At 62.7% G+C, this 22,645-nt stretch carries 26 protein-coding genes; 12 read left to right on the top strand and 14 right to left on the bottom strand.

The window, feature by feature from the left end; all coding sequences use genetic code 11:
* Position 1: 1 nt before the first annotated feature.
* The 5 genes from P0Y65_12800 to coxB form a co-directional block, all read right to left on the bottom strand.
* A complete protein-coding gene (locus tag P0Y65_12800; protein ID WEK03082.1) occupies positions 2 to 568 on the bottom strand; it encodes a cytochrome c oxidase assembly protein in 567 nt (188 codons plus the stop codon).
* Positions 568 to 747, bottom strand: coding sequence for a hypothetical protein (locus P0Y65_12805; GenBank protein ID WEK03083.1), 180 nt, complete (start codon positions 745 to 747; stop codon positions 568 to 570). The genes P0Y65_12800 and P0Y65_12805 overlap by 1 nt, the downstream gene beginning before the upstream one ends.
* Complete coding sequence (locus tag P0Y65_12810; GenBank protein WEK06793.1) at positions 747 to 1,643, bottom strand: heme o synthase; 897 nt, start codon at positions 1,641 to 1,643, stop codon at positions 747 to 749. Before P0Y65_12810 ends, P0Y65_12805 begins: the two co-directional genes overlap by 1 nt.
* An 89-nt stretch (positions 1,644 to 1,732) precedes the next feature.
* Entirely contained in the window at positions 1,733 to 3,433 is a 1,701-nt protein-coding gene (gene ctaD / locus P0Y65_12815; GenBank protein WEK03084.1) for a cytochrome c oxidase subunit I, read from the bottom strand.
* A 23-nt stretch (positions 3,434 to 3,456) separates the two neighbouring features.
* Positions 3,457 to 4,398, bottom strand: coding sequence for a cytochrome c oxidase subunit II (coxB, locus tag P0Y65_12820; protein ID WEK03085.1), 942 nt, complete (start codon positions 4,396 to 4,398; stop codon positions 3,457 to 3,459).
* A 337-nt stretch (positions 4,399 to 4,735) separates the two neighbouring features.
* Between coxB and P0Y65_12825 the strand changes: the two genes are divergently transcribed.
* Together P0Y65_12825 and P0Y65_12830 are read left to right on the top strand one after the other, a co-directional pair.
* Complete coding sequence (locus P0Y65_12825) at positions 4,736 to 5,239, top strand: invasion associated locus B family protein (GenBank protein ID WEK06794.1); 504 nt, start codon at positions 4,736 to 4,738, stop codon at positions 5,237 to 5,239.
* Between the two features lie 15 nt (positions 5,240 to 5,254).
* On the top strand, positions 5,255 to 5,500 hold the full coding sequence (locus tag P0Y65_12830) for a PilZ domain-containing protein (protein ID WEK03086.1): 246 nt from the start codon (positions 5,255 to 5,257) through the stop codon (positions 5,498 to 5,500).
* Between the two features lie 162 nt (positions 5,501 to 5,662).
* Here the strand turns inward: P0Y65_12830 and P0Y65_12835 are convergent, their stop codons facing one another.
* Positions 5,663 to 5,920 (bottom strand): hypothetical protein, encoded by a 258-nt coding sequence (locus P0Y65_12835; protein ID WEK03087.1) that lies wholly within the window; start codon positions 5,918 to 5,920, stop codon positions 5,663 to 5,665.
* 158 nt (positions 5,921 to 6,078) lie between these two features.
* Between P0Y65_12835 and P0Y65_12840 the strand changes: the two genes are divergently transcribed.
* The 4 genes from P0Y65_12840 (at position 6,079) to P0Y65_12855 (ending at position 10,070) form a co-directional block, all read left to right on the top strand.
* The gene (locus tag P0Y65_12840) at positions 6,079 to 6,966 is read left to right on the top strand and encodes a LysR substrate-binding domain-containing protein (protein WEK03088.1); all 888 of its coding nucleotides are present in this window, start codon (positions 6,079 to 6,081) and stop codon (positions 6,964 to 6,966) included.
* Positions 6,967 to 7,031: 65 nt separating this feature from the next.
* Positions 7,032 to 8,645, top strand: coding sequence for an exodeoxyribonuclease VII large subunit (xseA, locus tag P0Y65_12845; GenBank protein WEK03089.1), 1,614 nt, complete (start codon positions 7,032 to 7,034; stop codon positions 8,643 to 8,645).
* A gap of 49 nt (positions 8,646 to 8,694) precedes the next feature.
* A complete protein-coding gene (locus P0Y65_12850) occupies positions 8,695 to 8,916 on the top strand; it encodes a DUF2093 domain-containing protein (GenBank protein WEK03090.1) in 222 nt (73 codons plus the stop codon).
* Complete coding sequence (locus P0Y65_12855; GenBank protein ID WEK03091.1) at positions 8,916 to 10,070, top strand: hypothetical protein; 1,155 nt, start codon at positions 8,916 to 8,918, stop codon at positions 10,068 to 10,070. Before P0Y65_12850 ends, P0Y65_12855 begins: the two co-directional genes overlap by 1 nt.
* A 2-nt stretch (positions 10,071 to 10,072) precedes the next feature.
* On the opposite strand, the gene P0Y65_12860 is transcribed toward P0Y65_12855, so the two are convergent.
* Together P0Y65_12860 and P0Y65_12865 are read right to left on the bottom strand one after the other, a co-directional pair.
* Complete coding sequence (locus P0Y65_12860) at positions 10,073 to 10,315, bottom strand: DUF4170 domain-containing protein (GenBank protein ID WEK03092.1); 243 nt, start codon at positions 10,313 to 10,315, stop codon at positions 10,073 to 10,075.
* Positions 10,308 to 11,171 (bottom strand): 3'(2'),5'-bisphosphate nucleotidase CysQ, encoded by an 864-nt coding sequence (locus P0Y65_12865; GenBank protein ID WEK03093.1) that lies wholly within the window; start codon positions 11,169 to 11,171, stop codon positions 10,308 to 10,310. The genes P0Y65_12860 and P0Y65_12865 overlap by 8 nt, the downstream gene beginning before the upstream one ends.
* A 268-nt stretch (positions 11,172 to 11,439) precedes the next feature.
* On the opposite strand from P0Y65_12865, the gene P0Y65_12870 reads away from it, so the two are divergent.
* Complete coding sequence (locus tag P0Y65_12870; GenBank protein ID WEK03094.1) at positions 11,440 to 11,955, top strand: DUF6101 family protein; 516 nt, start codon at positions 11,440 to 11,442, stop codon at positions 11,953 to 11,955.
* A gap of 270 nt (positions 11,956 to 12,225) precedes the next feature.
* Here P0Y65_12870 and ubiA read toward each other — a convergent pair whose 3' ends face one another.
* A complete protein-coding gene (ubiA, locus tag P0Y65_12875; GenBank protein WEK03095.1) occupies positions 12,226 to 13,155 on the bottom strand; it encodes a 4-hydroxybenzoate octaprenyltransferase in 930 nt (309 codons plus the stop codon).
* 231 nt (positions 13,156 to 13,386) lie between these two features.
* Between ubiA and P0Y65_12880 the strand changes: the two genes are divergently transcribed.
* The 4 genes from P0Y65_12880 (at position 13,387) to P0Y65_12895 (ending at position 18,133) form a co-directional block, all read left to right on the top strand.
* On the top strand, positions 13,387 to 14,127 hold the full coding sequence (locus P0Y65_12880; GenBank protein ID WEK03096.1) for a 16S rRNA (uracil(1498)-N(3))-methyltransferase: 741 nt from the start codon (positions 13,387 to 13,389) through the stop codon (positions 14,125 to 14,127).
* Between the two features lie 74 nt (positions 14,128 to 14,201).
* Complete coding sequence (locus P0Y65_12885) at positions 14,202 to 15,572, top strand: glutamate--cysteine ligase (GenBank protein ID WEK03097.1); 1,371 nt, start codon at positions 14,202 to 14,204, stop codon at positions 15,570 to 15,572.
* Positions 15,573 to 15,834: 262 nt separating this feature from the next.
* On the top strand, positions 15,835 to 17,118 hold the full coding sequence (gene purD, locus P0Y65_12890) for a phosphoribosylamine--glycine ligase (protein WEK03098.1): 1,284 nt from the start codon (positions 15,835 to 15,837) through the stop codon (positions 17,116 to 17,118).
* 142 nt (positions 17,119 to 17,260) lie between these two features.
* On the top strand, positions 17,261 to 18,133 hold the full coding sequence (locus P0Y65_12895) for a patatin-like phospholipase family protein (GenBank protein ID WEK03099.1): 873 nt from the start codon (positions 17,261 to 17,263) through the stop codon (positions 18,131 to 18,133).
* Here P0Y65_12895 and P0Y65_12900 read toward each other — a convergent pair.
* The 4 genes from P0Y65_12900 to P0Y65_12915 all read right to left on the bottom strand — a co-directional run bounded on the left by P0Y65_12900 (position 18,130) and on the right by P0Y65_12915 (position 21,340).
* Complete coding sequence (locus P0Y65_12900; protein ID WEK03100.1) at positions 18,130 to 18,519, bottom strand: type II toxin-antitoxin system VapC family toxin; 390 nt, start codon at positions 18,517 to 18,519, stop codon at positions 18,130 to 18,132. The genes P0Y65_12895 and P0Y65_12900 overlap by 4 nt on opposite strands.
* Positions 18,516 to 18,761 carry a type II toxin-antitoxin system prevent-host-death family antitoxin gene (locus tag P0Y65_12905; protein ID WEK03101.1) on the bottom strand — a complete coding sequence of 82 codons (246 nt, stop codon included), beginning with the start codon at positions 18,759 to 18,761 and terminating at the stop codon, positions 18,516 to 18,518. The genes P0Y65_12900 and P0Y65_12905 overlap by 4 nt, the downstream gene beginning before the upstream one ends.
* 106 nt (positions 18,762 to 18,867) lie before the next feature.
* Positions 18,868 to 20,037 (bottom strand): trans-2-enoyl-CoA reductase family protein, encoded by a 1,170-nt coding sequence (locus P0Y65_12910; GenBank protein WEK03102.1) that lies wholly within the window; start codon positions 20,035 to 20,037, stop codon positions 18,868 to 18,870.
* A 103-nt stretch (positions 20,038 to 20,140) separates the two neighbouring features.
* Positions 20,141 to 21,340, bottom strand: coding sequence for an MFS transporter (locus P0Y65_12915; protein ID WEK03103.1), 1,200 nt, complete (start codon positions 21,338 to 21,340; stop codon positions 20,141 to 20,143).
* Positions 21,341 to 21,436: 96 nt separating this feature from the next.
* Here P0Y65_12915 and P0Y65_12920 point away from each other — a divergent pair, with 96 nt between their 5' ends.
* Positions 21,437 to 21,994, top strand: coding sequence for a TetR family transcriptional regulator (locus P0Y65_12920; protein WEK03104.1), 558 nt, complete (start codon positions 21,437 to 21,439; stop codon positions 21,992 to 21,994).
* On the opposite strand, the gene P0Y65_12925 is transcribed toward P0Y65_12920, so the two are convergent.
* Entirely contained in the window at positions 21,991 to 22,437 is a 447-nt protein-coding gene (locus P0Y65_12925; GenBank protein ID WEK03105.1) for a nucleoside deaminase, read from the bottom strand. The genes P0Y65_12920 and P0Y65_12925 overlap by 4 nt on opposite strands.
* Between the last annotated feature and the right edge of the window lie 208 nt (positions 22,438 to 22,645).

Consider the following 22,645-nt stretch of genomic DNA (forward strand, 5'->3'; position numbering starts at 1 on the left):
TTCAGCTTCCCTCATTGTCTGAAGCGTAGAAAGTGTAAGAGAGCGTGATCTCTTTGACGGTGTTGAGCTCGGGATTGTCCGCAAGCTCAGGATCGACAAAGAAGACGATCGGCATGTCCACGGTTTCCCCGGGCTGCAGCGTCTGCTCGGTAAAGCAGAAGCATTCGATCTTGTTGAAATAGACGCCGGCCTTTTCTGGCGAGACGTTGAACACGGCCATGCCGGTGATCGGCTTGTCCGAATTGTTGGTCGCGACATAGTTGACCCTGTCGACAGAGCCGATCCTGTCCTTGACCAGCGAGGCTGCCTTGACGTTCCAGGCCAGATCATTGGCCACGTTGGAGTCAAAGCGCACCGTCATCTCGCGGTCGATGACGCCCTTGGGATTATCGCTCGCCTTGCCGGGCGTGCCGCCAAAACCGGTCACCTGGCAGAAGATGTTGTAGAGCGGCACCGAGGCATAGGCGAGGCCAACCATGCCCATGGCAATCCCCAGGCCGAGCACCGCAACGCGCTTGTTGCGGCGGGCCATTTCGGGATTGATGCCTGGATGGTTGAGATCGGTCATCAGAGCGCCCGATCAAACAGCGCCGGACCCATCTTGACGATGGTCAGCGTATAAAAGGTGATCGCAAAGATCGCCAGGGCAATGGCCAGGGCGATCGAGCGGCGCCGACGGACGCGCGCCCGGGCGGCAGCCACTTCCGGCGTTTCGGCTTCGACGTTCTGGATGTTCTGCGCGCTCATCAGCCGAAGGTCCCGAAGCGGGTCAGCAGGTTGTCCGTCATGAAGGCAAAGAACACGATGAACAGGTAACTGAGCGAATAGTTGAACAAAGACCGCGCCGACTTGCGCATGGCGACGTCTTCACGGGTCATCAGCAGGCGCCAGGCGAACCAGCTGAAGGAGACTCCGGTGATGACGGCAACCGTCGTATAGACCCAGCCGGCAAAGCCGAGCACCGTCGGCAGCATGGCGGAGGCGGCAAGGATCAGCGTGTAGACAAAGATCTGCACCTTGGTCGACTGATTACCCTTCACATTGGGCATCATCGGCACGCCGGCCGCGCCATAGTCTGACTGCTTGTAGAGCGCCAGCGCCCAGAAATGCGGCGGGGTCCAGAGGAAGATGATCAGGAACAGGACCACGCTTTCGAGCGAGACCGAACCGGTCACGGCAGCCCAGCCGACAATCGGCGGGAAGGCGCCGGCGGCGCCACCGATGACGATGTTCTGTGGCGTCGAGCGCTTGAGCCACATCGTATAGATGACGACGTAGAAGAAGATGGTGAAGGCCAGCCAGCCAGCCGCGACCCAATTGGTCGCAAGACCCAGCAGCGCCACCGAGAACACCGATAGCACCATGCCAAAGACCAGGGCCTCTTCGCGGCTCATGCGGCCAGAGGGGATGGGGCGGTTCTGCGTACGGCTCATGATGGCGTCAATGTCGCTATCATACCACATGTTGAGCGCCGCCGAGCCGCCCGCGCCGAGGGCGATGCAGGCGACGGCGATGATTGCGACGAAGGGGTTGATCGAGCCTGGCGCGACGACAAGACCGACGAGGCCGGTGAACACCACCAGTTGCATGACGGTGGGCTTCAGCAGCGCGAGGTAGTCCCCCACGCCAGCTTCGCCGGTCATGCCGGAGAGTGATCTGTTGTCGTCGATAAAAGCCACGGGCCTTGCCTTCGTCGGTTAAGTGCCGGGCCGCCGCAGCGGCCCGGATGTCTTTAGTGTGCGTTGGTCGAGTCGATCCGCGGCAGGGTGGTGAACTGGTGGAACGGCGGCGGGCTGGACAGGGTCCATTCCAGGGTCGTTGCACCATCACCCCAGGGGTTGTCACCGGCGGGGCGCTTCTTGCGACCGGCTTCCCAGGTTGCATAGAAGAAGATCAGCATGGCCACGAAGGTGATGTAGTAGCCGATCGAGGAGACGCGGTTGAACAGGCCGAACGCATCCGGATAGTCGATATAGCGGCGCGGCATGCCGGCAAGGCCGAGGAAATGCTGCGGGAAGAAAATCAGGTTCACGCCCACGAACATGACCCAGAAATGCGCCTTGGCCAGGGTCTCGTTGTAGAGGTAGCCGAACATCTTCGGGTACCAGTAGTACCAGCCGGCAAAGATCGAGAACACGGCACCCAGCGACAGCACGTAGTGGAAGTGCGCCACCACATAATAGGTGTCGTGCAGGGCACGGTCAGCACCGGCATTGGCCAGCACCACGCCGGTCACACCGCCGACGGTGAACAGGAAGATGAAGCCAATGGCCCAGAGCATGGGCGACTTGAAGGTGATCGAGCCGCCCCACATGGTGGCGATCCAGCTGAAGATCTTCACGCCCGTGGGCACCGCAATGACCATGGTGGCGGCAACGAAGTAGCGCTGCACGTCGAGGCTCATGCCGGTCGTATACATGTGGTGAGCCCACACGACGAAGCCGACGAAACCGATCGCGACCATGGCATAGGCCATGGCCATGTAGCCAAAGATCGGCTTGCGGCTAAAGGTCGAGACGATGTGGCTGATGATGCCGAAGCCCGGCAAGATCATGATGTAAACTTCAGGGTGACCGAAGAACCAGAACAGATGCTGGAACAGGATCGGGTCACCGCCCTCGGCAGGCTTGAAGAAGGCCGTGCCGAAGTTGCGGTCGGTCAGCAGCATGGTGATGGCGCCAGCCAGAACCGGCAGGGCCAGCAGCAGCAGGAAGGCGGTCACCAGCACCGACCAGGCAAACAGCGGCATCTTGTGCAGCGTCATGCCGGGAGCGCGCATGTTGAAGATCGTGGTGATCAGGTTGATGGCGCCCAGGATCGAGCTCACGCCAGCCACGTGCAGCGACAGGATGGCGAAATCCATGGCTGGACCGGGGTGGCCGGTGGTCGAGAGCGGCGGGTAGATCGTCCAGCCGCCACCAAAGCCGAGCGCGCCCGGGCCGGTACCTTCAAAGAACAGGCTCATCAGCAGCAGGATGAAGGCCGGCGGCAGCAACCAGAAGGCGATGTTGTTGATACGCGGGAAAGCGGTATCGGGCGCGCCGATCATCAGCGGCGCGAAATAGTTGGCAAAGCCGCCCATGGTGGCGGGCATGACCACGAAGAACACCATGATCAGCGCATGCGCCGTGGTGAAGACGTTGTACATGTGCTTGCCGGCGTCGAGCGCTTCGGCACCGGCTGCGTCCATGCCATAGACCATGGCTGCAAGGCCGTGGAAGATCTGGATGCCCGGCTCCTGCAGTTCCATGCGCATGACGCCGGACAGCAGGCCGCCGATGATCCCCGCGACAATCGCGAAGATCAGATACATGATACCGATGTCTTTGTGGTTGGTCGAATAGACCCAACGCTGCCAGCCGGTTGGTTCATGATGCGAAGCGGCGTCGTGGCCGGTCGCGTGGGCTTCGAGGTGGGCGGTAGTGTCAGCCATTTATTATCCCCTGACCCGTGTTCTTACTGCACAGCCGCGAGCGTAGCGTTGCCGGCGTTGTAGTCGCCCGCCTCGTACGCTGCCAGAAAGGCTGCAAATTCTTCTTTTTCGACGACGCGCACGGCGATCGGCATGAAGGCATGATCCTTGCCGCAAAGCTCGGAGCACTGGCCGTAGAAAATGCCGGTTTCGCGCGAATTGAACCAGGTTTCGTTGAGACGGCCGGGCACCGCGTCGATCTTGATGCCGAAGGACGGCACGGCAAAGGCGTGGATCACACCCATTGGGTCAGCCGTCACCTGCAGGCGCACCGTGGTATCGACCGGAACGACGAGCTCATTGTCCACGGCCAGCAGGCGCGGCTGGCTTGGCTTGAGCGAAGGACGGTCGTTGCCGTCGCCGCTGGTCTCGGGCAGCAGCAGCTGGGTGAAGCCCAGGCCCTGATCGACATATTCATAGTCCCAGTACCACTGCTGGCCGGTGGCCTTGATGGTCAGCTCGGGCGCCGGCACTTCGACTTCGCCGAAGGAGAAGATGTTGGAGCCGAGATACTTGCGCTCGCCATCGGGTGTCGTCAGCTGGTCGCTCAGCACGCCAAAGGAGGGGATGGCGATAACGATCAGCGCCACGATCGGCAGCACCGTCCAGATCACTTCAACCATGGTGTTGTGGGTAAAGGCTGCCGGGACAGGATTGCGCTTGGCGTTGTAGCGGATGACGATCCAGACCAGCAGGCCCAGCACCAGCGCGACGATCAGGCTGATCGACCACATCAGGATGCCATCATGGAACGCCGTGATGGAGTCCATGATCGGGGTCACCGAACGCTGCAGGTGGAACTGGCCGGGGAGCGGATGACCGGCGGTGTAACCGCCCGTTTCTTCCTGCGCCGTGGCGAGAACTGGGGCCAGCGCCATTGCGGCTGCCGAAAAGGCCACCATCTTTCTCAAGAATTGCACGGTCACCTGATACCCCCTATCGACGTCAATTGGTGCGACCACACCGGGATTGAGGGGAAAATACAGCGGCATAGCAAACGCCGCCCCGACTCAACCTCGGAGCGAAAAACTCGTGGATTGACCTAAATCATATCGCGAGAGCCGAGTCCATCGCAGCCAGATGGCCGGAATGTGAGCCAGATTGTGGAGCCGCGACAGGCAAATGCCTCATGCTCGCCGCAGTTTACGACCCATATCTCCAGCAAATCCGGGCCTTGGTTGACTTGAACCAAAGCCTGTCGGAAACACTAAAAGCCTAGCGCAGCTGCGTGATTCGTCGGGAGAATTGATACAAGTGAAGTCGATCGTGAAGCGCCGCCTGGCCGGCCTGGGTCTTGCCCTCATCGCAGCAACGGGTGTCACGAGCGCTGCTCAGGCCCAAGGCGTGGTCCGCGGGGAATATGGCGACTGGCAGATGAGTTGCGACACGCCGCCCGGGGCGAGTTTCGAGCAATGCGCCATCATCCAGAACGTGACCGCCGAGGACCAGCCCAATGTGGGCCTCTCCGTCATCGTGCTGCGCACCGCCGACCGCGAGGCACGTCTGCTGCGCGTGCTGGCGCCGCTCGGTGTGCTGCTGCCCAATGGGCTTGGCCTCAATGTCGATGGCGAAGACATGGGGCGTGTTGCCTTCGTGCGTTGCCTGCCCAATGGCTGCGTCGCCGAAGTCGTGCTCGACGACAGCCTGATCGACACTCTGTCACAGGGCGAGAATGCCATCTTCGTCGTATTTAAGACGCCGGAAGAGGGCATTGGCATTCCGGTTTCGCTGAACGGCTTCGAGGAAGGCTTCGCCCAGCTCCCTTAGTAGAAGGAGTCGGAAGTGACCGAAGAACGACGCGCCACCATTCGTCATCGCACGCTCAAGGGCGCTCGCATTGCCAGCAATGAAGGTTTTTCGACCTTTACCTGCATGGTTCGCAACATGTCGGACACCGGGGCCCTGCTTCGACTGCCCAGCATCGTTGGTGTGCCTGATGACTTCGAGCTCGTGATGGACGACGGCCGCACCTTTACCTGCAGCGCGGTACACAAGTCCGCCACCGACATCGGCGTCCGCTTTACCTGACTGAAAAGAAAAAAGCCGGACAGGCGCTCAGCGCGTGTCCGGCAAGTCATCAGGAAACGGGACCGGTGGCAAAACCGGTCCGGGAGAAGGCACGAGCGCTCGTAAAGTGTCCGTACCAACAAGGTGGCACGGGTCTCGTCGACCCGTGCAATTCGTTTGTGATCAGCGGTGTGCGCTGATCGAGCGCGCTGCACTCAGCAGGTGGCCGGCGCGCAGGGGCGAAGCCAGGGCTGCAGCGACGTCGTCGCGCGAAATGCCCAGGTCATTGAGCCGGGTATGATCGAGTTCCAGCAGAGCCGACAACGCCACCCGACGGGCACGTGCGGCGCGAGCCTTTGCAATCCAGCGTGCGAAGGCGACGAAGGGATTTGCGGGCGTGGCGGCCGTGAGTGACCGCTCGCCGGGAAGCGAGAGAGCCATGATAGTCTCCAAAGATGTTGTTGTGCCCTAGAGGGAGGAGCGGGCTGGGTCCGGCGCGGAACTATTGCGCCGATAATCATCAGATAGCGCTCTGGACTTCCATTCGTCCAACAAATAGATTTCATCCCATCAATCAATTTGGGTGATGGAGATTACCCATGAGCGCGCCCCTCGATCTCGATCAGTTGCAGAGCTTTTGCGCCATTGCCGATTGCGGCAGCTTCACCGAGGCAGCGCGGCGGGTGAACAAGACCCAATCGGCCGTGTCCATGCAGATCAAGCGGCTCGAGGAGCGGCTGGGACAGAGTTTGCTGGCACGGGAAGGTCGAAGCGTCACGCTGACGCTGCATGGCGAGGCGCTTTATGCGCGGGCCCGCAAGATGTTGCGCACCAATGCGGAAATCCTCGACCACTTTTCCGAGGGCGACCTGGCCGGTTCGATCCGCTTCGGCGTGCCGGACGATTATGCCGTGCGCCTGCTGCCGGTGATCCTGTCGAGCTTCCAGCGCACCCATCCCAAGATCGCCGTCGACGTCTCCTGCATGGCGTCGGAACACTTGCTGGAGGGCATGCGGTCGGGTCGATATGATCTGATTGTCTTCACCCAGGGGACCGAGCAGAATTACGGCGAGCTGTTCCGCACCGAGAAGATGTTCTGGGTCGCGAGCCATGGTGGTCGCGCCCTGGCCAGCGAGCCGCTGGCGATTGCCTGCGGGCCGCAATATTGCATCTGGCGCAAGGATGCGATGGACGCGCTGGACCGCACCAGCAAGGATTATCGGATCGCCTATACGTCCTCCAATGCCACGGCGATATCGAGCGCCGTGCTGTCGGATCTCGCCATAGGCTTCTTGCCGGAGAGCGCGTTGCAGCCGGGCATGCGGGTGGTCAATGACGAGGTTGGCCTGCCGCGTCTCCCCGACGCGCAGATTGCGCTGATGCGGGCCAGCCATGCCTACGGCGGCATTTACGACGCGCTGGCCAATCATATCGTGCAGTCGATGGGCAATCTTGACCTGCCCCGCCCTGCCGAGGCGGCGGAATAGCCGGGATCACCAGCTTGTTGTCTGGTGATCCTTGACCTGAACCGGGCTTTGTCGCACCAGAGGACATGGCCGAAGCTCTCACCAATGCCGCAGAATTTACCGTCAGCGAGATCGCGCAGGCGGTCAAACGCACCGTGGAAGACGAATTCGGCCATGTGCGGGTGCGGGGCGAAATCTCGGGCTATCGCGGACAGCATAGCTCGGGCCACGCCTATTTCACGCTTAAGGACGATGCGGCGTCGATGGATGCCGTGGTGTGGAAGGGCAATTTCGCTCGGCTGACCTTCAAGCCTGAAGAGGGCATGGAGGTCATTGCCACCGGGCGGCTGACCACCTTCCCGCGCTCCTCCAAGTACCAGATCGTCATCGACAATATCGAGCCGGCCGGCGCCGGCGCCTTGATGGCGTTGCTGGAAGAGCGGCGGCGGAAACTGGCGGCGGAGGGCCTGTTTGCCAAGGAGCGCAAGCGCGCCCTGCCCTATCTGCCGCGGGTGATCGGGGTCGTGACCTCGCCGACCGGCGCCGTGATCCGCGACATCCTCCATCGCCTCAACGATCGATTCCCCTGCCATGTGCTGGTGTGGCCGGTGCGGGTGCAGGGCGATACCTGTGCGCCCGAGGTGGTCAATGCCATCGAGGGCTTTAACGCCTTGCTGCCCAATGGAAATATCCCGCGGCCAGACCTTCTAATAGTGGCGCGTGGTGGCGGGTCGATCGAGGATCTCTGGGGCTTCAACGAGGAAGCCGTGGTGCGCGCCGTAGCGGCCAGCGGCATTCCGGTGATCTCGGCCGTGGGGCACGAGACCGACACCACGCTGATCGACTATGCCTCCGACATGCGGGCGCCGACGCCGACCGCCGCCGCAGAAGCGGCTGTGCCGGTGCGGGCCGAACTCATTGGTTATGTTGACGATTTGGGCTCGCGCCAGCGCCAGGCGACGCGGCGTGTGACGGGCAGTGCGCGCGACCGGTTCCGGGCGGCGGCGGCTGGACTGCCGCGCGCGACAGACCTGGTTTCGACGCAGCGGCAACGGCTCGACCACGCGGCGAGCAACCTGCTCGGGGGCCTGCGCCATTCGGTGCAGGATCGCCGCGTCGCCTTTGCCCGGATCGAGAGCAAGCATGCTGGACGACTTCTTGCCGATCGCTGGAAGGCGGCCTCCGAGCGGCTGACAGGCCTGTCGTTCCGCGGCGAAGCCGGTCTCAACAAGACCGTCGAGCGGGCGCGACTGACCTATGACCCGCGCGCGGCGCGCCTCGGTTCCGCGGCCGGTCGTCTGGTCGAACGCAAGCGGGCGATCTTTGACGCCATCGGTCCGAAACTCTCGCCCAATGCGCTACGGACCGAGCTGCGCCATTCGCAGGGTCAGCTCGCGCCACTGGCATCGCGGCTGCTGGCCGGGATCGCGACCGGGCTTACCGAAAAGCGCTCGGCGCTGACGCAGTCGGGCAAGCTGCTTGTGTCGCTGAGCTACCGGAGCGTGCTGGCGCGCGGCTATGCCGTGGTCAAGGACAGCGAGGGCAATTTGATCCATGGCAAGGCGGGCGTGGCGCCGGGCGATCAGGTTGCGATCGAGTTTGGCGATGGCGCGGTCGGCGCGACGATTGCCGGCAGCCCGCCCATAAAGAAGAAACCACGCCCGCAGACAGGCGACGATAGTCAGGAAAGCCTCTTTTGATCGGGGTGCCGGCCCGCTATATCGGGGCAAAGGTTGAAGGAAGATCGGCATGAACATCTTCGACAAGAGTTTTTCACCCACCGAGGCGACGGTGCGCTATCTCGATGGCGACTATGTCGTGATCAAGCCCGGCACATTCGTGCGCTGCGCCATCACCCAGCGCCCCATTCCGCTCGATGAGCTGTTCTATTGGAGCGTCGACCGGCAGGAGCCCTATGCTGATGCCGTCGCGGCACATACCGCCTTCGAGCGGTTCGGCCGCGGAGCCTGATGGTGGAGGCCGAAGCGTCAGGCCGCCGCCGTTACCTGCTCATTTCCAACGGGCATGGCGAAGATTCCATCGCCGCCAATATCATCCGCCAGCTGCCAGACCATTGCGAGGTGGAAGCCTATCCGATGATCGGCGCGGGCAATGCCTTTGCCGGCGTCTGCCGGATCGTCGGCCCACGCGCCACGCTGGCGTCGGAGGGCTGGCGCAATGTTAAGGGCTCGCTACGCCGTGACGTTGCCACCGGGGGACTGCGCACCGTGCCGCCGGCCCTGCGCTTCCTGCGCCAGGTGCGCGGCAAGTATGACCGCGTGATCGTGGTGGGCGACATGGTGGGGGTGATCGCGAGCTATTTCACCGGCCACCGCAACCTCTTCTATATCGACGTCTACAAGACCGGCTCGGCGCGGCTCTATTCCGGCCCGGAACGCTGGGTGATCAAGCAGGCCTGTGCAACGGTCTTCTGCCGCTCGGAGAGACTGTCGCGCAGCCTCGTCCATATCGGCGTCGATGCGCGCTACGCCGGCAATGTGATGATGGATACCATCCCGCACGGCGAGTATGACGCCGTCTCGCGGCGCCGGTCGGCAAAGGCGGTGACGCTCCTGCCCGGCAGCCGGGCGCTGACAGCCGAGAGCTTTGCGCTGCAGGTGGCGGCCCTGCGCAGGCTGCCCATCGCGGAACGGCCGGATGTGTTCCTCGCCGTCGCGGGAAACGTCAATGTCGAGGAACTGGCCAAAAAGGCCGGCTTGCAGCGGACGCCAATGCTCAGCGCGGAACCGGGCGATCTGGGCGAGTTGTCGGATGGCGAGCTGACCATTCACATGGCGCGCGGCTCGGCCATGGGCAATTTGCTGGCCACGTCGGATGTCGTGCTGTCGCAGGCCGGTACGGCGACGGTGCAGTCGCTGGGGCTGGGCAAGCCCGTCATTACCTTCATCAATCCGCGGGACCGGCGGTCGCGCTTTATCGATGAGCAGATGCTGTTCGGGGATGCCCGGACGGTGGTCCCGCCGGAGGCGGGTGCCGTGGGCGCGGCGCTGCAAAAGCTGCTGTCGGACGATACCGAACGGGCGCGGCTGGGCGAGATCGGCCGCCAACGCATCGGCGGCCCGGGTGCCATTTCGGCTGTCATCGAGGCGCTGGTGGCCTGCTGAAATCAGATCTTGCTGGTTTCAGGGTCCATCAGGCGGTGCAGGTGGACGATGAAATAGCGCGTATGCGCATTGTCCACGGTCATCTGGGCCTTCTGCTTCCACACCGCATAGGCAGCGGCATAATTGGGATAGAGACCGACGATGTCGACCTTGTCGAGATCGGTGAAGGTCACGCCTTCAAGGCTGGACAATTCGCCGCCGATCACGAGGTGAAGGAGTTGCTTGGGCGCGGTTTCGTTAGCCATCGGTCTGGTCCGTCGTTTCTGGGGTGGACAATTCTGCGTCGCCGGTCTCGGGGGCTGGACAGCCATAGACCTTGATCAACGCCGCATGAACGAGGGGTTTTAGGCTCATATCGCTGAGCGCCGCAAGCGCCCCGTGACGCACATCTCGTCTGTTGAAACGGGGGAAGCCGGCGCACACATCGGCGATATCGACGCCACATTCGTCAAGGATCAGCGTCGCGGCAGCAATATCCCAATCCTGGCTGCCGCGGCGGTTGGCCACCGCATCGAGCTTGCCTGTCGCCACCTGGACGAGGCGGTAGGCGAGCGAGGGATAATAGGGACCGCGTGTATAATGGAGCCCTGCCGCCTGCATTTCCTGATGCACGGCGCCGGCAGCGGGAATGATGGGGGCATCGCCGGCGCGGCGGCTGCGCTGGATGGCGCGGCCATTGAGCCGGGCGCCCTCGCCGCGGACTGCGTCATACATTTCATCGCGCACGGGGGCATAGACAACGCCAGCCACCGGCACGCCGTTCTCGACCACCGCCAGCGACACCGTCCAGCTGTCCTCGCCGCGCAGGAAGCCGCGCGTGCCATCGATCGGGTCGACGACGAAGACGCGTTCGCAATCGAGGCGACTGGGATTGTCGGCGGTTTCCTCGCTCAGCCAGCCATAGTCGGGCCGCGCCTGCAGCAGGGCATTGGCGAGATAGCGGTCGACGAGAATGTCGGCTTCGCTGACCGGGGATGAATTCTCCTTGTCCCAGCTCTTGACCGGCCGCTTGAAGAAGCTGCAGGCGATGATGCCCGCTGCCACCGCAGAGGTGCGGAGCAGTTCGAGATCATCGCTATAAGTGGTCGCTGGAACGGGCATTTCCCGGCCTTGTAGGCCGGGCGCCGGGCTTGGGCAAGGGGTGCGCCAAAGGGCGTGATCAAACCCACAAATATGGCAGGGTTAATCGGGTCGCACCGCACGCGGTTAACCGGGTCCTACAGGGTGCAATACCCTGCTAACCCTTCGGGAAAACAACATAAACTTAACCGAACCGATTAAGGTGGCAGGTAAGGGGACGCGCTATGTTGGTCACACGAAAGAGGGCACCAATAACAAGCTCTCGAAGTTGACAGGAAGGCGAATTCAAATGGTTCATGGTGTTGCGATGGAAGGGACGTCTGTCGTACTCGCTTTTGGCCGGCCCACGCTGACAGATCGTCGCTTTGTGGCTGCCAATGACAATGGCCCGCGAGATCCCGTAAAGACCGTAACCGTACGCCGCATGCTCGAGCAGAGCGGCGTGGCCATCAAGGTCAAGGTTCCGGTAACAGAATTCATCGGCGTGGCCGTGGCCACGAGCATTTCCGAGGACGGCGTTTTGACCAGCATGATCGAGCTGGTGCATTCCGACAGCGAGCTGAATTATCGCGTCTTCGAGGAAGAGGGCAATCACAGCGTCGTTGCCGAATGGCAGAACTGGGGCAAGAAGCTTCGCCTGCCGCTGTTCATCAAGGCCGGCGATGGCGCCTATATGCCCTATAGCCAGCAGGTCGATGGCGTCGCCGTGGGCAATACGGCCTCGCGCCGGAAGCTCGTCGCGGAAGCCAATCGCCGCCCCCGCTTCCTCAACCGCCGCCAGCCGGGCAGCCAGCCCGACGCATAAGTTTTACAGTTTGCCTCCAAGCACGTTTGAAGGGTTGACCAGTGGTGCGGTCAGCCCTTTTGACGTTTCAGGTGTTTTGACGAGCTTGGTGCTTCCACAATCACGGTGTCACCCCGGCCTTGAGGCGGGGCCTATCTCGATATGACGCCACAGCCGCAAGGTCGATCGTCCGAACCACCTGGCGGCCGGACACACATCTCGGGATGGGTCCCGGCTCAAGGCCGGGATGACATCGAGTGGGTGGGGCGCCTTGTGGACACCACAACAGGCCTACCAAACCCACTCCGCCAACAGCGCCAGCGACAAGACGATCCCCACATAGTGGTTGCTGTAGAAGCGGGCCCGCGGGTTTTCCGGGCCTGATGCATCGATGGTCATGACCTGCCAGGCAAGGATCGCCGCGGCAACCAGCGACAGCGTGGCGAAAACCAGATTGGCACCGACGAGCAGCGCCGCGGTGAGCCAGAGCAGAAACGCGCCGACATAAAGCACCGCGACCACCGGCTTCACATGCGCCCCAAACAGCCGTGCCGTGGATTTAACACCGATAAGGGCGTCGTCCTCGATATCCTGCAGCGCATAAAGCGTGTCGTAGCCGATGACCCAGAGGATGGTGCCGGCATAGAGCAGCACCGGGGCCCAGCCGAGGCCGCCGGTCTGCGAGGACCAGCCGACCAGCGCGCCATAGGAAAAGGCGAGGCCCAGAAAAGCCTGGGGCCACCAGGTGATGCGCTTCATGAACGGATAGATGGCGACCAGCACCAGCGAGGCGACGCAGGCCCAGACGGTGAAGCGGTTGAACTGGAAAAGGATGACCGAGGCCAGCAGCGCCTGGGCGATCATGAAATAAAGCGCCTCGCGGGCGGTGACCTGGCCCGATGGAATGGGACGCGAGCGCGTGCGAGCAACTTTGTTGTCGATGTCGCGGTCGACGATGTCGTTAAATGTGCAGCCAGCGCCGCGCATCAGGGTTGCGCCGACGAACATCAATATAGCCGCGATCCAGTCGAAGCCGCGCTCCGGCGCGCTGACGGCAGCAAGCCCGAGGCCCCAGATGCAGGGCCAGAACAGCAGCCAGATGCCGATGGGGCGATCCCAACGCGCGAGGCGGGCATAGGGTTTCAGCCAGGCGGGCGCATGGCGATCGACCAGATTGCCTGATTGTGCATCGGCGACAGTGCCGGGAGGGGTATCGGTCATGGAAAGCGTCCTGGAGTTGTGTGCCACGCCCTCGTGGTTCGAGGCTTTGCTGCGCAAAGCACCTCACCATGAGGGCTACTGAGAACTCGATCCAGCAACAGACCTCATGGTGAGGTGCGAGTTCTTCACGAGCCTCGAACCACGAGGGCGTGGCACAATGATTGATCTGCCCGGCTTGCCGCGGACAGTGCTTCAGTCCTAACTGCGGCTTTACCACTGCGCAAGATTGCCATGCCACGTAGCCATTCCACCCTGCCCCGCCTTTATGTCGAGCCTGATCTTGCCGGAGGCCGCCAACTGGCGCTTGGCAAGGAACAGTCACTCTATCTCGCCGCAGTGCTGCGCAAGGCCGTGGGCGACGAGGTGGTGGTGTTCAATGGACGCGATGGGGCGTGGCTGTCGCGGCTCGCCAGCGATTCGAAAAAATCGGTGGTGCTGGACCTCGTCGAACAGATTGCCGGCCAAACGCCGGTGTCGGACCTCTGGTATGGTTTTGCCCCGCTCAAGACCGAGCGGCTGGATTATGTGATCCAGAAGGCTGTGGAAATGGGCGCCGGGACGATCCAGCCGGTGCTGACCCGCTTCACCCAGGTCAGCCGGCTCAAGCATGACAAGCTCGTGGCCAATGCGATCGAGGCGGCAGAGCAATGCGAAGTGCTGAGCGTGCCCACAGTGGAAACGGAAGTCACGCTGGAACGGCTGCTCGATGCCTGGCCGGAGGATCGGGCGCTGGTGTTTGCCGATGAGGGCGCGGCCTCGTCTTCGCCGGTCGAGGCGCTCGGCGCGCTCAAAGGCCGCAAGGTGGGCGTTCTGATCGGACCGGAGGGCGGGTTTTCCGACGAGGAACGCGCAAAGCTGCGCGCCCTGCCCTATGTCGTGCCGATCAGTCTGGGGCCCCGAATCCTGCGGGCTGATACGGCATCGGTCGCGGCGCTGGCAGTTATTCAGGCTATCATCGGTGATTGGCGATAAAACGCGATTGCTTTCGGCTGGTGCAACGCTATGTTCCGCGCCACATTGACCTATCCCCTCCTTGAGGACTGCTTATGGCCGGCGCCGACATCAATTCTCCCCTGATCGACTCGCGAGCCGATCTGATCGAGGCCATGGCGCGTGGCGCCAAGCCCGAGAGCGAGTGGCGCATCGGCACTGAGCACGAGAAACACGTCTTCCACACCAATCCGCTCCGGCCGGTGACCTATGAGGGCCCGCAGGGCATCAAGGCGCTGCTCGATGGCGTCGAGAAGGAAACCGGCTGGCATCCGTTCTACGACGGCGACCACGTGATTGGGTTGCGCAATGACGCGGTCGCTGGCGGGATTTCGCTGGAGCCGGGCGGACAGTTCGAACTGAGCGGCGCGCCGATGGAAGACCTGCATGGCACGGCGGCGGAAATGGCCGAGCATATGCGCGTCGCCAAGAAGGTTGCGGCGCCGCTCGATATCCATTTCCTGGGCCTGGGCGTCACGCCACTGTGGAGCGTGGACCAGATCCCCTCCATGCCGAAGTCGCGCTACGGCATCATGAAGCCCTATATGGAAAAGGTGGGCACGCTGGGGACATCGATGATGTTCCGCAGCTGTACCGTCCAGACCAATCTCGATTTTTCCAGTGAAGCCGACATGGTCAAGAAACTGCGCGTCTCGGTGGCGCTGCAGCCGGTAGCAACGGCGCTGTTTGCCAGCTCGCCCTTCTCGGAAGGCCGCGACAGCGGCTATCTCAGCTTCCGCAGCCATATCTGGCTCAATACCGACAATGACCGCACCGGCATGCTGCCCTTCGCCTTCGACGAGGGCTTCGGTTTCGAGCAATATGCCGATTATGCGCTCGATGTGCCGATGTATTTCGTCATCCGCGATGGCGCCTATGTGAATGTAGCCGGCGAAAGCTTCCGGGCCTTCCTGCGCGGAGAGCTGCCCCAGCTTCCGGGCGAGAAGCCGACGATCAAGGATTGGGAAGATCATCTGTCGACGATTTTCCCTGAAGTCCGGCTCAAGCAGTTCCTTGAAATGCGCGGCGCTGACATGGGCGACGAAAAGTCGGTGACAGCGCTCTCGGCCTTCTGGACGGGGCTGCTCTATGACGAAGTCTCGCTCGAAGCGGCCTATGAGCTGATCGAGCCGTGGTCGAGCGAGGAGCGCGACTATATGCGCCGCGAAGTGCCGCGCCTGGGCCTGATGACGCCGCATGACCGGTCCAATCTCTATGATGTCGCAGCGCAGGCCGTGGGCATTGCCGAGGCCGGCCTCGTGCGTCGTGACCGTCGCAATGCCCAGGGCAAGGACGAGACCATTCACCTTGCGCCGCTGGAAGAGGCCATCCGCCACGCGCAATCTCCGGCCGATCGCTGGCTGGAGAAATTCCGCGGCGAATGGAATGGCGACGTTACCTCGGTGTTCATAGAAGCCGAGATGTAATTCTCGTCCTTTGCATGCACTCACCGAACTAGCCAAAAACGCGGTGTCATCCCGGCCTTGAGCCGGGACCCATCTCGAGATTCCGCCACAGCCGCAAGGTGGCGGCAACGAACAAACCACCTTGCGGCAGACCATGCACCTCAGGATGGGCCCCGGCTCAAGGCCGGGGTGACACCGTGGATGGGGATGCACCACGCCCAACTAATCCTTGCCACCCCTCTCCCCATCGTGCATCACGCCTGCACAAATCTGGAGGCACGGTATGCGGGTTCTGGTCATCGGTTCGGGCGGGCGCGAGCATGCCCTGGCGTGGAAGATCGCGCAGTCGCCGCTCCTGACCAAGCTGTTCATCGCGCCGGGCAATGGCGGCACCGGATCGGTGGCGGACAATGTCGTTATCGACATTACCGACCACAAGGCCGTGGTGGATTTCTGCAAGCTGATGGCGGTGGATTTCGTCGTGGTGGGCCCGGATGCCCAGGTCGTCGCCGGGCTGGGCGATGATGTGCGCGCCGCCGGGATCACCTGTTTCTGCCCGAGCAAGGCCGCGGGACAATTGGAAGGCTCGAAGGGTTTTACCAAGCAGCTCTGCGACGAGATGGATATTCCCACGGCTGCCTATGGGCGCTTCGACAGCGAAGCCAAGGCGCTGGCCTATCTCTACACCCAGAGCGCACCGATCGTGGTCAAGGCCGATGGTCTGGCCGCGGGTAAGGGCGTGACCGTGGCGATGAGCATCGAAGAGGCCGAAGAGGCTGTTATCGACTGCTTCTCCGGCGCTTTTGGCGCCTCCGGTGCATCGGTGGTGATCGAGGACTTCATGGAGGGCGAGGAGGTCAGCCTGTTCGTGCTCTGCGATGGCGAGAACATCCTGCCGCTGACCACGGCGCAGGACCACAAGCGGGTGTTCGACGGCGACCAGGGGCCCAACACGGGTGGTATGGGCGCCTATTCGCCGGCTCCGGTGATGACGCGCGAGGTCTATGACGAGGTGATCGAAAAGATCATCTGGCCGACGGTGCGTGGTCTCAAGGCGCGCAGAACGCCCTATCAGGGGGTGCTTTATGCCGGGCTGATGCTGACGCCGGATGGGCCGAAACTGGTCGAATACAATGCGCGCTTCGGCGATCCGGAGACGCAGGTGCTGGTGATGCGGATGGAAAGCGACCTGCTGCCGCTGCTGCATGCCACGGCGACGGGGTCGCTCAAAGGCCATGACGTCAGCTGGAAAGACCAGTATGCGCTGACGGTTATCCTCGCCACCAATGGCTATCCGGGCGACTATGGCAAGGGCAGCGAGATCCGCGGCATGGATGGCCTCGACAATGATCATCTGACCGTCTTTCATGCGGGAACGCGGCGCGATGGCGACCGTTTACTGGCTGCCGGTGGACGCGTGCTGAATGTGACAGCGTTGGGCGATACCGTGCAGGAGGCACAGACCCGTGCTTATGCAGGCGTGGACGCGATTGACTGGCCAGAAGGCTTCTGCCGCCGCGACATCGGCTGGCGCGAAATCGCCCGACAGCTCCCCAAACCCAGCTGAACCCTTTCTCAATCTGGGTAGCCTAGCCTATCTTCGAACTGTCTTTGACGGTACGCCGCCTCAACGCCCGCCGACACCGCTGCAAATGCGCGGAAGGGCGATCATCGAGCGGATGCGGTCGAGGCGTCAGGAGCGGGTGGAGATGGAAACTCTGTCTGGACCACGGATTGGGGTCGCGCTGGGCGGCGGTTCGGCGCGCGGGCTGACGCATATTCCCTATATCGAGGCGATGGACGAGCTGGGCCTCAAGCCCGCCGTGATCTCGGGCACGTCGATCGGCGCGCTGATCGGGGCCGGCTGGGCGGCCGGGATGACCGGCAAGGAATTGCGCGAGCATAGCTATGAAGTGCTGGGCACGATGCGGATCATCGCCAGCAAGCTCTGGGCAACGCAATTGCGCGGCTTGAGCGGCGTGTTCAAGACCGGCATTCCGATGCAGCTCGACGCGACCCATATCGTGGACGCTTTCACCCCGACGAGCTTTCCGCTGCAGTTCAAGGACCTCAAGATCCCGCTCTATGTGGTGGCGACCGATTTCCAGTCCTGGCACCAGGTGGTGTTCAATTCCGGCCTGCTGCGGCCCGCCATTGCGGGCTCGATCGCCATTCCGAGCCTGTTCAAACCCGTGACCTATGCCAATCACATCCTCGTCGATGGCGGCGTGGTCAATCCGCTGCCGCTCGACCAGGCCGATATCGGCACCGACTTCCTGATCGGCATCGACGTCAACGGCGACCCGTCGCAGGGTCTCACCAAGACCGACCACAAGGCGCTCGACATGTGGTTCGGCTCGGCCCAGATCATGATGCATTCCCTGACGGCGCATATGATGGCCGCCTATCCGCCGGACATGTATATCCGGCCCCATGTCGCCAATTTCGGGGCGATGGAATTCTGGCGCGTACGCGAGATCGTCGAGCGCGGCGACGCGGAAAAAGAGCGCTTCAAGCGCATTCTCGCCGGCAAGATCGAAGCCTATATCGCCGGCAAGGTGCCGGTTAATCCAAGCGTCTAGCTGAAGTACCGGACGGGGTCGCCATAGCGGGATAGCTGGGCGTCGCTTGTGTAGAAGTCCAGCCCCTCGACCTTGGCTTGCGTTACCAGCATGCGATCAAAGGGATTGCGATGGATCAGGGGCAGTTGGCCGATGGCGACAGCGTGTTCTCCGGTAACGTCCAGCTCCCGATAGCCGATATCCAGCCAGCGCCTGCGAAGATCACCGGGATCGACCGTGAAGTCGGAACGGCCCAGGGCGGCCTTGATTGCCACTTCCCAGACATTGACCACGCTGAAACAGGGCACGGTCGTTGCAGCTTCCAGAATCTCAGCTACGCCTAGGGGAAGCCGGTCGCGCTTGGCGCTAGCCCAGAGAAGGATGTGTGTATCGAGAAAGACCCTCATTCCTTGCCGTAGAACATGTCCTCGATCTCCTCCTGACCCATGGTGTCGAAGTCATCGGGGATGTTGAACTGGCCTTCCATGAAACCAATGCGCTGGAATTTTTTCTCTTCCGGCGGATCGATCGGCACCACCTTGGCCATGGGCTTGCCGGCCTTGGCGATGATGAAAATCTCGCCTTGAGCTGCCTTTTCGACAAGGCTGGAGAGGTTCGTATCGGCGTCCTCGATATTGATCGTGTCCATCGTCGGCTCCCGACTGTGTCCCCTAAATCTAGTTTACCGGCGACGCACAAACAAGAATGGCCGCCGGGTCACCGGCGGGCCATCAAAGGCTTGTCAGAAAGGCAGATCAGGCCGGAATGGTCGGATCGAGATCGGCGGAATAGTCCACGCCGCTGAGGCCAAAGCCGAAGAGGCGCAGGAATTCCTCGCGATATTTCGGCAGGTCGGCCAGGTCGGCGAGGTTTTCGGTGGTGAGTTCTTCCCAGCGCTTGGCCAGTTCGGCCTGCATGGTCTCGGACAGTTCCCAATCGTCGACGCGGATGCGGTTCTCGTCATCGGCGGCAATGTCGCCCTGGAGCTTGGCGCGGAACAGGCGGTCGATCTGCTCGATCGGGCCTTCGCCCAAGCCCATTTCGTCCTCGACCTTGATCAGGACAGTGCCATAGAGCGGCACGACGGGAATGGCCGAGCTCGCCTGAGTCACGACGGCCTTGAGCGCCACGACATGGGCGGCATGCTCGCCATGGGTAGCGCGGATGGCGGTTGCCGCGCGATCAAGGTCGCCCTTGGCTTTGCCCAGGGTGCCCTTGTGATAGATCGGCCAGGTCAGTTCGCTGCCGAGATAGGTATAGTTGAGCGAAAGAAACCCGTCGGCCAGCACGCCGGCGTCGGACAGGGCCTTGATCCAGAGTTCCCAATCCTCGCCACCCATGACCTTGACGGTGGCGGCGGCTTCGTCTTCGGTCGCCGGCTCGACCGAGATGGTGGAGACTTCGCCCGTGCCGGTGTTGAGCGTCTTGGAGGTGACTGCTGCGCCATAAGGCTTGATGGCCGAGCGGTAGGTCACGCCGTCCTTGGGATCGGTACGGACCGGCGAAGCGACGGAATAGACCACTAGGTCGACCTGGCCGAGCTTGTCCTTGATGGCAGCAATGGCTTCGGCCTTGGTGGCGTCGGAGAAGGCATCGCCCTCAATGGTCGTGGCGACGCGCCCGGCGGCCTCGGCGCGCTTTTCGAAGGCGCGGTTATTGTACCAGCCGGCGCTGGCGGTCTTGCCTTCGGCGGGCGGGCGCTCGAAGGAGACGCCGACCGTATCGGCATCGCTGCCGAAGGTGGTGACGATGCGCGAGGCAAGGCCATAGCCGGTCGAGCAGCCGAGAACCAGCACACGCTTGCGGTCACTGGGGATGGCGCCCTTGACCACGACATGGTCGATCTGGCGCTGCACATTGGTGGCGCAGCCGACGGGATGGGCCGTGGTGCAGATGAAGCCGCGAATCTTGGGTTCGATGATCATGCCGGTTCTCCGAGCTTAAGCTTTGCCTTCGCATAGCGGGCAGAAGGCCACCCTGCCACAAGAAAATGCAGCAGGGTGGCCTAAGCGGTGAATGTGGCCGGCTTTAGCCCTTGGCCGGCTCGGCCTCGCCTTGGATCGCCTTGCCCTGCATGGCGGAAGCCAGCAGTGCTGCGAGCCCTACCAGTCCCAGTACGATCAGCATGGCATTGCGCAGGCCGAATTCCTCGCCGACGAAGCCAAGCAGCGGCGGGCCGACGAGGAAGGCGACATAGCCCACCATGGCGACGATGCGGACGCGGGCGGCCGGATTGGGACCAGAATCGCCGGCGGCCGAAATGGCGACGGGGAAGCCGAGCGAGGCGCCGAGGCCCCAGAGGATCACCGCCGCACCGGCGAGGATCGGGTTGTGGGCGAAGATGACAAAGCAGAGGCCAATGGCACCAATGACGGCCGATCCGCGAATGACGGCGACGCGGCCGAAGCGGGCGAGGAACCAGCCGCCGGCGAAGCGGCCCAGTGTCATGGCCGAGGCAAAGCCGAGGAAGACCAGCGAGCCCGAAGTGGCGCTGAAGCCATATTCGTCGACCATCAGCAGTGGCAGCCAGTCATTGGCCGCGCCCTCGGCGAGAGCCATGGCAAGTACCACGATGCCGATCAGGATGACGCGCGGATCCTTCCAGACAGCCGGGCCGCGATCAATAGGCGCCCCGCCTCCGACAGCGCGGGCTTCGATGCCAATGCCGAAGGGAATGTCTCGCACAAAGTAAAACAGGCAGGGCACGGCAATGACGGCAATGGCGACCAGATGAAACGCCACCGGGAAGTTGATCGCCGTGGCCAGCATGCCGAGCAGGGCGCCTGCCACCGTGCCGAGGCTGAAGCAACCATGCAGCGTATGCAGCACATGCTGGCCGGAAATGCGCTCGACATCGGCGCCGTCGACGTTGATGGCGATCTCCGACATGCCCATGCCGAGGCCAAAGAGAAACAGGCTAAAGGCCACCAGCCAGGCCGAGGCCAGGACCACACCACCGGCCATCACGGTCAGCGCCAGCATGACGATGAGCATGCTGACCAGTGCAATCGGCCGCGTGCCGAAGCGGCCGACCAGCCAGCCTGAATTGAGAATGCCGGTCATCGAGCCGACGGAGACGCCAAACAGCACGAGGCCCATTTCGCCGATAGAGGCGCCCAGGGCATCGCGAATGGCCGGCGTGCGCGTGACCCAAGAGGCGAGCGCCACGCCGGGCAGGAAGAAGAAAACAAACAGCGCAAAGCGCCGGCGGCTTGTAGCGGAATCCATTGTGGGGCCTTGGGTGGTCGATGCGTACAGGCGTACAGTTATGTGTACATATGTACGCAAACGCGCTAGAAGGGAAGCTGTTGTTGGGGAAATTCTATGAGCGACAGTATGAAAGCCCGACGCCGGCACGATCCGGACCGGCGCGAGCGCATCATCGGCGCGGCGCTGGAGGTGATTGCGCAACATGGCGTGGCTGGCACGACGCATCGCCGCGTGGCGGAAGCGGCCGATGTGCCGCTGGGCTCCATGACCTATCATTTCGACAGTCTCGAAGAGCTGGTCATCGCCGCCTTCACCCGGCTCGACCGGCAGATCTCGGGCTACTACTGGCGCATGCTGGAGGGGGCGAAAAACCGCGACGAGGCCTGCGAGGCCGTGGTCGATATCATCTGCGGCAGCACCTGGACCGATCCCTATATGACGCAGTTGTTCGAACTTTATGCCTTTGCGGCCCGGAAGCCGGAAATCCGCAAAATCCTGTCAGACTGGATGAGCCATAGCCGACAGGCCATGGAACTGCATTTCCCGCCCCATGTCGCGCGGGCGCTCGACGCTGTTATCGAAGGCGCAACGATCCACAACATGGCCAGCGAAGGCCACCTGCCGCGGGAGGAAGTGCGGGCTATGGTCAGGGCGATCGTGGAGATGGGCTAACGCAGCGCCCGGAAGAAATCGCGCAGCTGCGCCTCAGCCCGGCTGGCGCCCAGGCCGGAAATGATTTCAGGCCGGTGGTGGCAGGTGGGCTGATCAAAAAGGCGGATGCCGTTCTCGACAGCGCCGGCCTTGGTGTCTTCGGCAGCGAAATAGACGCGGCGCAGCCGGGCATGGGCAATGGCGCCGGCGCACATGGCGCAGGGTTCGAGCGTGACGTAAAGGTCGCAGCCGTCGAGGCGGCCGGTGCCGCGGGTCTTAAGCGCAGCTCGGATCGCCAGCATTTCGGCATGGGCCGTGGGATCGCCCAAGGCCTTCATGCGATTGCGCTCGGCAGCGAGCACCACATCGCCTTCCATGACCACGGCGGCAACAGGCGCCTCGCCATGGGTGGCGGCCTCGTCGGCGAGGGAAAGGGCAAGGTCCATGGGGGATTGGCGGGTCATGGATGAGACTTAGCGGCAGCGGCGGCGAGGCTCAAGTGTGAGAAAGAGTACCTCCACCTAGCCTCCCCCTGAAAAGGGGGAGGGACAGATCCAGCTTGAGGCACGATCCTGCCACGCCCACCGGCCGGATCCCTCCCCCTATCAGGGGGAGGCTAGGTGGGGGTATCCGACAAAGACTCTCGAAAGCATCGCCGTCTGCCCTATATTA

Source organism: Candidatus Devosia phytovorans (assembly GCA_029202405.1).
In the GTDB taxonomy this organism is placed as follows: domain Bacteria; phylum Pseudomonadota; class Alphaproteobacteria; order Rhizobiales; family Devosiaceae; genus Devosia; species Devosia phytovorans.